At 71.3% G+C, this 10,270-nt stretch carries 10 protein-coding genes; 5 read left to right on the top strand and 5 right to left on the bottom strand.

The window, feature by feature from the left end:
- Positions 1–72 precede the first annotated feature (72 nt).
- A complete protein-coding gene (gene dusB / locus AB0L95_RS28530) occupies positions 73–1,278 on the bottom strand; it encodes a tRNA dihydrouridine synthase DusB (RefSeq protein WP_365166161.1) in 1,206 nt (401 codons plus the stop codon).
- 146 nt (positions 1,279–1,424) lie between these two features.
- Here dusB and AB0L95_RS28525 point away from each other — a divergent pair, with 146 nt between their 5' ends.
- Positions 1,425–2,873, top strand: coding sequence for an MFS transporter (locus tag AB0L95_RS28525; protein ID WP_365166147.1), 1,449 nt, complete (start codon positions 1,425–1,427; stop codon positions 2,871–2,873).
- Positions 2,874–2,907: 34 nt separating this feature from the next.
- On the opposite strand, the gene AB0L95_RS28520 is transcribed toward AB0L95_RS28525, so the two are convergent.
- Positions 2,908–3,768: a helix-turn-helix domain-containing protein gene (locus AB0L95_RS28520; protein WP_365166159.1), complete on the bottom strand. Its 861-nt coding sequence runs from the start codon at positions 3,766–3,768 to the stop codon at positions 2,908–2,910.
- 167 nt (positions 3,769–3,935) lie between these two features.
- On the opposite strand from AB0L95_RS28520, the gene AB0L95_RS28515 reads away from it, so the two are divergent.
- Positions 3,936–5,363 (top strand): MFS transporter, encoded by a 1,428-nt coding sequence (locus AB0L95_RS28515; protein ID WP_365166144.1) that lies wholly within the window; start codon positions 3,936–3,938, stop codon positions 5,361–5,363.
- 368 nt (positions 5,364–5,731) lie between these two features.
- On the opposite strand, the gene AB0L95_RS28510 is transcribed toward AB0L95_RS28515, so the two are convergent.
- Positions 5,732–6,307, bottom strand: coding sequence for a YdeI/OmpD-associated family protein (locus tag AB0L95_RS28510; RefSeq protein ID WP_365166141.1), 576 nt, complete (start codon positions 6,305–6,307; stop codon positions 5,732–5,734).
- Positions 6,308–6,507: 200 nt separating this feature from the next.
- Between AB0L95_RS28510 and AB0L95_RS28505 the strand changes: the two genes are divergently transcribed.
- Entirely contained in the window at positions 6,508–6,708 is a 201-nt protein-coding gene (locus tag AB0L95_RS28505) for a hypothetical protein (RefSeq protein ID WP_365166138.1), read from the top strand.
- A 10-nt stretch (positions 6,709–6,718) separates the two neighbouring features.
- Positions 6,719–7,177: a VOC family protein gene (locus tag AB0L95_RS28500; protein WP_365166135.1), complete on the top strand. Its 459-nt coding sequence runs from the start codon at positions 6,719–6,721 to the stop codon at positions 7,175–7,177.
- Between the two features lie 23 nt (positions 7,178–7,200).
- On the opposite strand, the gene AB0L95_RS28495 is transcribed toward AB0L95_RS28500, so the two are convergent.
- Together AB0L95_RS28495 and AB0L95_RS28490 are read right to left on the bottom strand one after the other, a co-directional pair.
- The gene (locus AB0L95_RS28495; RefSeq protein WP_365166132.1) at positions 7,201–7,809 is read right to left on the bottom strand and encodes a TetR family transcriptional regulator; all 609 of its coding nucleotides are present in this window, start codon (positions 7,807–7,809) and stop codon (positions 7,201–7,203) included.
- Positions 7,810–7,835: 26 nt separating this feature from the next.
- Positions 7,836–8,879, bottom strand: coding sequence for an aldo/keto reductase (locus tag AB0L95_RS28490; protein ID WP_365166129.1), 1,044 nt, complete (start codon positions 8,877–8,879; stop codon positions 7,836–7,838).
- A gap of 222 nt (positions 8,880–9,101) precedes the next feature.
- On the opposite strand from AB0L95_RS28490, the gene AB0L95_RS28485 reads away from it, so the two are divergent.
- A complete protein-coding gene (locus AB0L95_RS28485) occupies positions 9,102–10,154 on the top strand; it encodes a chitinase (RefSeq protein WP_365166126.1) in 1,053 nt (350 codons plus the stop codon).
- Positions 10,155–10,270 lie beyond the last annotated feature (116 nt).

Here is a 10,270-nt window from a genome sequence, read left to right as displayed (position 1 = left end):
GGGCTGAACCCGCACCGTCCGGTGCGGGTTCAGCCCCCTCAGGGCTTCAGCCCACGGAGTCCGGCCCCGGCGTCAGCCCCCGGAGGTGTCCAGCTCCGCGTCCTCGCTGATGCCCGAGCAGTCGTACGGGTCCTTCAGCCAGCCGTCCGGCAGCACCACACGGCTGTTGCCGGACGTCCGGCCGCGCGGCCCGTCGGCGCCGACCGGCCAGGCCTGGTCGAGGTCCAGCTCGTCGAGACCGGCCCGCAGCTCCTGGAGCGAGGAGGTGATCGCGAGCCGCTTGCGCATCTCCGAGCCGACCGAGAAGCCCTTCAGATACCAGGCCACGTGCTTGCGGAAGTCGATGACTCCGCGCGACTCGTCGCCGAGCCACTCGCCGAGCAGGGTGGCGTGCCGGACCATGACGTCGGCCACCTCGCGCAGGGCCGGCCGCGCCAGCTCCCCGGTCCGCCCCTCGAAGGCCGCCACCAGGTCCGCGAACAGCCATGGCCGCCCCAGGCAGCCGCGGCCGACCACGACCCCGTCGCAGCCCGTCTCGCGCACCATGCGCAGCGCGTCCTCGGCCGACCAGACATCGCCGTTGCCGAGGACCGGGATCTCCGGCACATGCTCCTTCAGCCGCGCGATCGCGTCCCAGTCCGCCGTGCCGCCGTAGTGCTGTGCGCTGGTGCGCCCGTGCAGCGCGATGGCTTGCACACCCTCCTCGACGGCGATCCGGCCGGCGTCCAGGTAGGTGAGGTGGTCGTCGTCGATGCCCTTGCGCATCTTCATCGTGACCGGGAGGTCACCGGCCCCGCTGACGGTCTCGCGCAGGATCGCCCGCAGCAGGTTCCGCTTGTACGGCAGCGCGGCACCGCCGCCCTTGCGGGTCACCTTGGGCACCGGGCAGCCGAAGTTCAGGTCGATATGGTCGGCCAGGCCCTCCTCCGCGATCATGCGGGCGGCCTTGCCGACGGTCGCCGGGTCGACGCCGTACAGCTGGATCGAGCGCGGCTGCTCGCCGGCGTCGAACTTGATCAGCTGCATGGTCTTGTCGTTGCGCTCGACCAGCGCCCGGCTCGTGATCATCTCGCTCACGAACAGGCCCTTGCCACCGCTGAACTCCCGGCACAGCGTGCGGAACGGCGCGTTGGTGATCCCGGCCATGGGCGCGAGCACGACGGGCGCCCGGAGGGCGTGCGGGCCGACCCGCACCGCGGAGTCCGTCGGGCTCGCCGAGGTCACCGAGCCCTTCGGGTCCGCAGGGTTCGTCGGGGTCGTCGGATCCGCCGAGGTCATCGGGTTCGTCGGGGTCATCGTGGACATGGGCATTTCCCCATTGTCACGCACGCCGACGGGTACCCGGCACGGGTGGCCCGGTGACCGGGTCACGGTGTCTCGGTCATTAGTTAACCGCACTATCGAAATGGTCGTACGATGGTCCCATGCCCGAGCTGAGCCACCGCCGGCGTCTGCTGGTGCTCGCGATCTGCTGTATGAGCCTGCTGATCGTGAGCCTCGACAACACCGTCCTGAACGTCGCCCTGCCCTCGATGCAGCACGAACTGCACGCGACCACGTCGGGGCTTCAGTGGACCATCGACGCCTACACCCTCGTCCTGGCCTCGCTGCTGATGCTGGCGGGCTCCACAGCCGACCGGATCGGCCGCAAGCGCGTCTTCATGGCGGGCCTCGTCGTGTTCAGCGTCGGCTCGCTGCTGTGCTCCCTCGCCCCGAACCTGGAACTGCTGATCGTGTTCCGCATGGTGCAGGCGATCGGCGGCTCGATGCTCAACCCGGTCGCCATGTCGATCATCACCAACACCTTCACCGACGCCCGGGAGCGAGCCCGCGCGATCGGTGTGTGGGGTGCCGTCGTCGGCATATCGATGGCCGCGGGCCCGCTGGTCGGCGGGCTGCTGGTGGAGTCGGTCGGCTGGCGCTCGATCTTCTGGGTCAACCTGCCGGTGGGCCTCGCCGCGCTCCTGCTCACCCTGCGCTTCATCCCCGAGTCCCGGGCGCCCAAGGCCCGCCGCCCCGACCCGGCCGGCCAACTGCTCGTCATCGCCCTGTTCGGCTCGCTGACCTACGCGATCATCGAGGCCCCGGACGCCGGCGCCACCCGTGTCGTGCCCTTCGCCGCCCTCGCGCTCGTGGCCCTGCTCGCCCTGCTCTGGTACGAGCCCCGACGCGCCGAACCGCTCATCGACCTGCGGTTCTTCCGCTCGGCACCGTTCAGCGGGGCCACTGTGATCGCCATCAGCGCGTTCTCGGCCCTGGGCGGCTTCCTCTTCCTGTCCACCCTGTATCTGCAGAACGTACGGGGCCTGGACGCCCTGCACGCGGGTCTGTGGATGCTCCCGATGGCGGCCCCGACCTTCCTGTGCGCGCCCCTGTCCGGCCGTCTGGTCGGCAGCCGCGGGCCACGGCTGCCGCTGCTGATCGCGGGCTGCGCGATGACCGCGAGCGCCGTGCTGTTCGCGGCGTTCGAGGCGGAGACGTCGAACGTCACGCTGTTCATCGGCTACGTCCTGTTCGGCATCGGCTTCGGCTTCGTCAACGCCCCCATCACCAACACCGCCGTCTCCGGTATGCCGCGCGCCCAGGCCGGTGTCGCCGCCGCCGTCGCCTCCACCAGCCGCCAGCTCGGCCAGACCCTCGGCGTCGCGGTGGTCGGCGCGCTGCTGGCCGCGGGGGTGAGCTCCGGGTCGTACAGGGACACCTTCGTCTCCGCCGCCCGCCCCGGCTGGTGGGTCCTCACCGTGTGCGGTGTCGCGGTGCTGTCTCTGGGCGCCCTGACCACGGGCCGCTGGGGCCGCCGGACGGCGGACCGCACGGCGGAGCGGCTCCAGGCGGCCGAGGTGCGCGAGGCAGCCGGAGTGAGCGCCTCGTGACCGCCCGCCCCGCAGGGGGCGCGCGCCGCCCCGGCTAGACCGCGACCCGCTCCCGTTCCCGCTCCAGAGCGACGGAGAGCAGCCGTTCGAGTCCCGCACGGGACCCGGCGTCGGCGGGCGCGTACGTCACCATCCGGGGCCCGTCGTGCGGCCCCAGCCACAGGTCCGTGTGGTCCAGCGTCAGCAGGCCCACATGGGCGTTGCGGAACTGCTTGCGCTTGCTGCGGGCACTCACCACCTCGTGCCGCTCCCACGCCTCACGGAACGCGGCGGACTCCGCCGACAGCCGCTTGAGCAGCATCTTCCAGGCGGGCTCGCCGAGATGACCGGCCATCGCGGCACGGAACTTGGCGGCCATCAGCCGCATGGTCTCCTCCAGCAGCACGATCGACGCCTGCCAGTCGGGGTTGGTGTAGCAGAGCACCATGCAGTTGCGGTCGGCCGGCGCGATCGCGTCGAGGTCGCACAGCAGCAGCCCGTAGGTCCGGTTGTGGGCGAGGATGTCGTACCGGCTGTTCTGGATGCAGGCCGGAATCGGCTCCAGCTGCTCCAGCAGGGCCCGCTGGGCCTCGGTGACGGACGGGCAGTGCGCGCCGGGCGCGGGGTCGATGGCCCCGGCCAGATTGAACAGATGCGCCCGCTCGCTCACGTCGAGCAGCAGCGCACGGGCGAGGGCGTCGAGGACCTGGACGGAGACCTGGATGTCCCGGGCCTGTTCCAGCCAGGTGTACCAGGTGACGCCGACCGCGGAGAGCTGGGCGACCTCCTCGCGGCGCAGCCCCGGGGTGCGCCGGCGACGGCCGTGGGGCAGCCCGACCTGCTCAGGGGTGAGGTGCTCACGGCGGTGGCGCAGGAAGGCGGCCAGCTCGGACCGGCGGATGTCGGAAGCGGGCATCGCCCGCACGTCGTCCTGACCGGCGGTCTCCCGGACCGCCGCCGTCTGCTGCACCATGGTCGCCATGCCTCCAGCCTGCCGCCCACCGGACCCTGTTGCCAGGTAGCGCTGCTACCAGGATAAGGGGACTCTGGTACCACGCTGAGAGTTGCCGCAGGCTCGATGACGTGACCGAGACTCTGACTTCCCGTACCGTCCGCTCCCCGGTGACGACACCCCAGCTGGGCGGGCTCGGACTGTTCACGGTGCTGCTGGGCGCGGCACTGCCCCTCATCGACTTCTTCATCGTCAACGTCGCCCTCCCGACGATCGGCGGGGACCTGCACGCGAGCGAGCCCGTCCTCGAACTCGTCGTCTCCGGGTACGGACTGGCGTACGCCGTGCTGCTCGTCCTCGGCGGCAGGCTGGGCGACCTCTTCGGCCGGCGCGAGTTCTTCCTCGCCGGGATGGCGGCCTTCGGGGTCACCTCGCTGGCCTGCGGGCTCGCCCCGAACGCCTGGACGCTGGTCGCGGCGCGCGCCGCCCAGGGCGCGGCGTCCGCGGCGATGCTCCCGCAGGTGCTCGCCACCATCCAGGCGGCGACCAGCGGACAGCGGCGCGCCCGGGCGATGAGCCTGTACGGCGCGACCGCCGGACTCTCCATGGTCGCCGGACAGATCCTCGGCGGTGTGCTCGTGGCCGCGGACATCGCGGGCACCGGCTGGCGCTCGGTGTTCCTCGTCAACGTCCCGGTCGTGATCGTCGGCCTGGTCCTGGCCGTGCGGGCGGTCCCCGAGACCCGCTCGCAGCGCCCCGAGCCGGTGGACGGTCCCGGCACCGTGCTGCTCGCGGTCTCGCTGCTGACGCTGCTCGCCCCGCTCACCGAGGGCCGGGCGACGGGCTGGCCGCTGTGGACCTGGCTCTCGCTGGCCGCGTTCCCCTTCGCGACCTGGGCGTTCTACGCGGTGGAGCGCCGGGCGGACCGGCAGGGCCGTACGCCGCTGGTGCCGCCGAGCCTGCTCGCGCTCACCTCGTTGCGGCGTGGGCTGGTCCTGCTGGTGCCGTTCTCGCTCGGCTTCAGCGGGTTCATGTTCGTGATCGCGGTGGCACTGCAGCGCGGTGCCGGGCTCGGTCCGGTCCCGGCGGGTCTCGCGCTCACGCCGATGGCGGCGGCGTTCTTCACGGTTTCGCTCTGCGGGCCCCGGCTGGTGGCCCGCTTCGGCACCCGGGTGGTGACGGCCGGCGGGCTGGTCCAGGGGGTCGGCGTGGCGCTGATGGCGCTGGCCGCGTGGCACTCCTGGCCCCATCTGGGCACGGTGGAACTGCTGCCGGGCGCGGCGGTGGCCGGTGCGGGTCAGGCGCTCCAGCTCCCGATCCTGCTGAGGATCATCCTGTCCGAGGTGCCGCCGGCCCGGGCGGGTGTCGGCGGCGGTGTCATGATCACCACCCAGCAGTCGGCGCTGGCGCTGGGCGTGGCGACGCTCGGCTCCCTGTTCCTGTCCCTGGTGCCCGGCTGGGGCATGCGGGACGCACTGGTGACCACGCTCCTGGTCCAACTGACGGGGATCGCCCTGACGGTGGCGCTGAGCCTGCGGCTGCCGCGCACGATCAGCTAGCGCTGTGGCCGGAAAGGTTTTGCCGAAGCTCGCGGCGTCCGGTGCTGGGGGTGCCCCCACGCCTTTCGGGCAGTGGGGGAGCATCGCAAGGCGGAGCGTCGCCCGCGTACTGCATGTACGCGGGTGATGCGACAACGCGGCGAGGTGCCGTGCCTGAGGGCAGCTCCCAGCCGCCAGGCCGGGGGAGTCGCGAGCCGGTGGACCTCTCCGGTCGCAGCACCAGCCCTGCGACACCCTCCCGCTCCTCGCGGCCGGACGCACCGGGCCCCGTTCACCCGGGGCCGATCAGTCGCGTGGCCCTGTCGCCCCCGGATCCGCCGGACAGACGCGGATCCGGGGGGCGGCGAGGCCTTGAGCGCCGCCGCTCCTCAGGAGTAGATCTTCTTCCCTTCGGCGAGCATCGCCACGTACTTCTCGATTCTGCGCACCCTCGTCTCGGGCTTCTTGGCGTCCTGGACACGGTGCAGGACCGCGAAGCGGTTCCTGCTGTCCAGGGTGGCGAAGAACTCCGCCGCGGCCGGGTCGGCCGCCAGGGCGCGGGCGAGGTCCTCCGGGACCGACGCCGTCCGCGCACCGTCGTAGGCGGCGTCCCAGCGACCGTCCGCCTTGGCGCGCTCCACCTCGGCCAGCCCCGCGGGACGCATCCGTCCCTGCTCGATCAAGGCCTCCGCCTTGTCCCGATTGATCTTGGACCACTTGCTCGTGCGCGTGCGCGGAGTGAAGCGCTGAAGCCAGTTCTCGTCGTCGAGCTTCTTCTTCTGCCCGTCGATCCAGCCGAAGCACAGCGCCACGTCGAGCGCCTGGGCGTAGTCGAGGGCCACCACTCCCGGCGTCTTCTTCCTGATTTTCAGCCACACACCGGCCGAGGATGCGTGCCGCTCGCCGAGCCACTCCTCGAAGGCCTCGGCGGATGCGAATGCGACGATCTCCAGGTCTTCAGCCACACGGGCAGCCAATCATGCGGCGGGCGACGGTCGTGCCGCATGCGCGTGAGCGCGTCGTGGTCTCCGTCCCGTCCGGGCGGTGACCGGCAGGCGGCCGGCCCGCCAACTCGCCGTATGAAAGCGCCCATCCGCAACCGTTGATCTTCCGATTGCTGCACACTCCTTGCTGCGCGAGCGGACAGGTACTCCCTGGAGGCGTCATGTTGCAGATCAACACGAGCAAGGTCAGCCGCTGGGACCGGCACGGACGCGAGCACGTGGTGCGGGTGCAACGGGCCGGGATGCAGCGCACCATCAGCTGCGACACCTGCGGCTGGCGCAGGAACGCGCAGTTCCTGCCATGGCTGAAGGCCGAGGAACATCTCACGGAAGCCCACCAGGCGACGCTGGATCCACAGTAGAACTGCTCCTATGGCAACGACACTGGACTGGAAACTGGTCGTCGACACGAGCAACGCCCCCGCCCTGGCCGACTTCTGGGCGGCGGCGCTGGGATACACGGTGGAGGACAACAGCGCGCTGATCGACCGCCTGCTGGCGGCGGGCGGGCTGCCGGCGGCGGCGGTCGCCGAGCACAACGGCGTCCGCGTCTTCAGGGGCTTCGCGGCGATCCGGCACCCCGATGACCCCTACGACGAGGAGACGGGCATCGGCCGAGGCCGGCGCATCCTCTTCCAGGACGTCCCCGAGCCCAAGGCGACGAAGAACCGCCTGCACCTGGATGTGCACGCGGGTCCACAGGCCCGTGACGCCACGGTGGCGCGCCTGGAGTCGCTGGGCGCCACCCGCGTCGAGGAGCGGGACAAGGGGCCGGCCGGCCACTGGTGGGTGATGCGGGACCCGGAGGGCAATGAGTTCTGCGTGGCTTAGAGCTGCGCCCATGTTCGCAGCTCTTAGAGCTGCGAAGGGCCCGCCGCACGCAGCCCGCGCAGCAGCAGGTCCACCACCGCGTCGAACTCCGTCTGGATCCCGGGACGCCCCCACTCCCCCGCGTAGTAGGGGTCGTGGAAGCGTCCCGTCGCGTCGAAGACCGCCCGGGCCGTGACCGCCGGGTCGTGGGCCGTCGTGAACACGCCGCGGGCGGCACCGTCCCGGAGGATCTCCGTGAGCTGGGCGAGCAGGTCCGCGATGTGCTGGTCCACCACCCGGCTGTTCTCCTCGGTCAGCACGGAGAACGTGGCGAACAGTTCCGGGTCGTCGCCCGCCTTGTGCCGCTTGGCCTCGAACAGGGCCGACAGCCAGTCGCGCAGCCGCGCCTCCGGATCGCTGTCCCGCGCGGCGATGCCGGCGAGCCTGCCGGACGCGCGGTCCAGCCACCGCTGGGTGACCGCCTCACGCAGCGCCGCCTTGGTACGGAAGTGGCGGTACACGCTGCCGTGGCTGACCCCGAGCGCGCGGGCCACGTCCACCACGGTGGCCTTGGCCGGACCATGGCGGCGCAGCACCTCCTCGGTCGCTTCGAGGATGCGCTCGGCGGTCAGGGTCTCGGTGGTCGGTGACATGACTCAGACCGTACCCGGCGGCATGGTCAGCGCTCGCTGTCGAGGTGCGACATCTGCATCTCGGGGTAGCGGGCGCCGGCCGCCGCGTCCGCCGGCACGGCCGCTTCGATGGCGGCCAGGTCCGTCTCGTCCAGGGTCACGTCGAGGGCGCCGAGCGCCTCGGCCAGCCGGTCCCGGGTGCGGGCGCCGATCAGCGGCACGATGGTCGCGCCGTGCCGCGGGCCCCGCGAGAGCACCCAGGCGATCGCGAGCTGTGCGACGCTCACGCCCTTCTGCTCGGCGATCTTGCGCAGCGCCTCGACCAGACCGAGGTTGTGGTCGAGGTTCGCGCCCTGGAAGCGGGGCGAGAAGGCGCGGAAGTCGTTGGTGCCGAGCTGCCGGTCGCGGGTGAAGTGGCCGGAGATCAGGCCGCGGGAGAGCACTCCGTAGGCGGTGATGCCGATGCCCAGCTCGCCGGCGGTGGGCAGGATGCGGTCCTCGATGCCGCGCGAGATCAGCGAGTACTCGATCTGGAGGTCCGCGATCGGGGCGGTGGCGGCGGCCCGGCGGACGGTGTCGGCGCCGACCTCGCTGAGACCGATGTGGCGGACGTACCCCTTCTCGACAAGTTCGGCGATCGCGCCGACCGTCTCCTCGATCGGGACGTCGGGGTCGAGGCGGGCGATGCGGTAGACGTCGATGTGGTCGACGCCGAGGCGCTGGAGCGAGTACGCCGCGAAGTTCTTGACGGCGGCGGGGCGGCCGTCGTACCCGGTCCAGCCTCCGTCGGGGTCGCGGAGGGCGCCGAACTTGACGCTGACCAGCGCCTGTTCGCGGCGCGCGGCGGGGGCGGCGCGCAGGGCCTCGCCGATGAGCATCTCGTTGTGGCCCATGGCGTAGAAGTCGCCGGTGTCCAGCAGGGTGACACCCGCTTCCAGGGCCGCGTGGACGGTGGCGATGGACTCGGCCCGGTCGGCGTCGCCGTAGAGGGCGGACATGCCCATGCAGCCGAGGCCGAGGGCGGAGACCTCGGGGCCGCTGGTCCCGAGCTGAAGGGTGTGCATGAAATCTCCCTGGTTCTCGTCGAGCATGCGTCCAGCATGGCATGACAGCTGACAGTTTTCAATATCTGTCAGCTGTCATCTGTCACCCGTCTGCCAGGCGTCGACCGTCACGCGCTATCCGCCACCCGCCGCCCTTTACTCACCGCCCGTCACGGCCCCCCAATCTGGTCCAGACCTATTGACGAGAGGTCTGGACCAACGCACTGTCATGCCTACGACACCTCACCGCACCCCCACCGGGAGGCCCGCATGATCCGCAACAGGCTTCGCCTGCTCGCCGCCGCCCTGACGGCGGCGGTCCTCGCCCCGCTCTCGGTCGCGACCGCCCCCGCCGCGTCTGCGGCCGACACCTGCGCCCTGAAGTCCCGCCCCTCCGGCAAGGTCCTGCAGGGCTACTGGGAGAACTGGGACGGCTCCTCGAACGGGGTCCACCCGCCCTTCGGCTGGACCCCGATCACCGACTCCCGTATCGCCGCCCACGGCTACAACGTGATCAACGCGGCGTTCCCGGTCATCCGCTCCGACGGCACCGCGCTGTGGGAGGACGGCATGGACACGGGGGTGAAGGTGGCGACCCCGGCGGAGATGTGCGCGGCCAAGGCGGCCGGGCAGACGATCCTGCTGTCCATCGGCGGGGCGACGGCCGGCATCGATCTCAGCTCGACGGCCGTCGCGGACCGGTTCGTCTCGACGATCGTCCCGATCCTGAAGACGTACAACTTCGACGGCATCGACATCGACATCGAGACGGGCCTGGTCGGCAGCGGGAACATCGGCCAGCCGTCCGCGTCCCAGGCCAACCTGATCCGCATCATCGACGGGATACTGGCCCGGATGCCGTCGAACTTCGGCCTGACGATGGCCCCGGAGACGGCGTACGTCACCGGCGGCAGCATCACCTACGGCTCGATCTGGGGCGCGTACCTGCCGATCATCAAGAAGTACGCGGACAACGGCCGGCTGTGGTGGCTCAACATGCAGTACTACAACGGCAGCATGTACGGCTGCTCCGGCGACTCCTACGCGGCGGGCACGGTGGCGGGCTTCGTGGCGCAGACGGACTGCCTGAACAAGGGCCTGACCATCCAGGGCACGACGGTCAAGGTGCCGTACGACAAGCAGGTCCCGGGTCTGCCCGCCCAGTCCGGAGCGGGCGGCGGCTATATGTCACCGTCCCTGGTCTCCCAGGCGTGGAAGCACTACGGCACGGGCCTGAAGGGCCTGATGACCTGGTCGATCAACTGGGACGGCTCGAAGAACTGGACGTTCGGCGACAACGTCAAGGCGCTCCAGGGCCGCTGACTCCGCCGGGCCCGGACGCCTCGAAAAGGGACGACGAAGCCCCCGGTTCCCGCACAGGGGAACCGGGGGCTTGACGTCCGCGGCCCGGCGCGGAGCGCTGGCCGGCCCGTGCGGGC

This window comes from Streptomyces sp. NPDC052036 (assembly GCF_040680495.1).
In the GTDB taxonomy this organism is placed as follows: domain Bacteria; phylum Actinomycetota; class Actinomycetes; order Streptomycetales; family Streptomycetaceae; genus Streptomyces.
The sequence above is the reverse complement of the archived record's forward strand: the minus strand, read 5'-3'. Positions and strand labels throughout refer to the sequence as shown.

What these genes read in the sequence shown, in the direction of transcription:
- AB0L95_RS28485 (WP_365166126.1), top strand. Translation starts at nt 9,102, where the DNA reads ATGATCCGCAACAGGCTTCGCCTGCTCGCCGCCGCCCTGACGGCGGCG.
- AB0L95_RS28525 (WP_365166147.1), top strand. Translation starts at nt 1,425, where the DNA reads ATGCCCGAGCTGAGCCACCGCCGGCGTCTGCTGGTGCTCGCGATCTGC.
- AB0L95_RS28520 (WP_365166159.1), bottom strand. Translation starts at nt 3,768, where the DNA reads ATGCCCGCTTCCGACATCCGCCGGTCCGAGCTGGCCGCCTTCCTGCGC.
- dusB (WP_365166161.1), bottom strand. Translation starts at nt 1,278, where the DNA reads ATGACCTCGGCGGATCCGACGACCCCGACGAACCCTGCGGACCCGAAG.
- AB0L95_RS28495 (WP_365166132.1), bottom strand. Translation starts at nt 7,809, where the DNA reads ATGTCACCGACCACCGAGACCCTGACCGCCGAGCGCATCCTCGAAGCG.
- AB0L95_RS28490 (WP_365166129.1), bottom strand. Translation starts at nt 8,879, where the DNA reads ATGCTCGACGAGAACCAGGGAGATTTCATGCACACCCTTCAGCTCGGG.
- AB0L95_RS28500 (WP_365166135.1), top strand. Translation starts at nt 6,719, where the DNA reads ATGGCAACGACACTGGACTGGAAACTGGTCGTCGACACGAGCAACGCC.
- AB0L95_RS28505 (WP_365166138.1), top strand. Translation starts at nt 6,508, where the DNA reads ATGTTGCAGATCAACACGAGCAAGGTCAGCCGCTGGGACCGGCACGGA.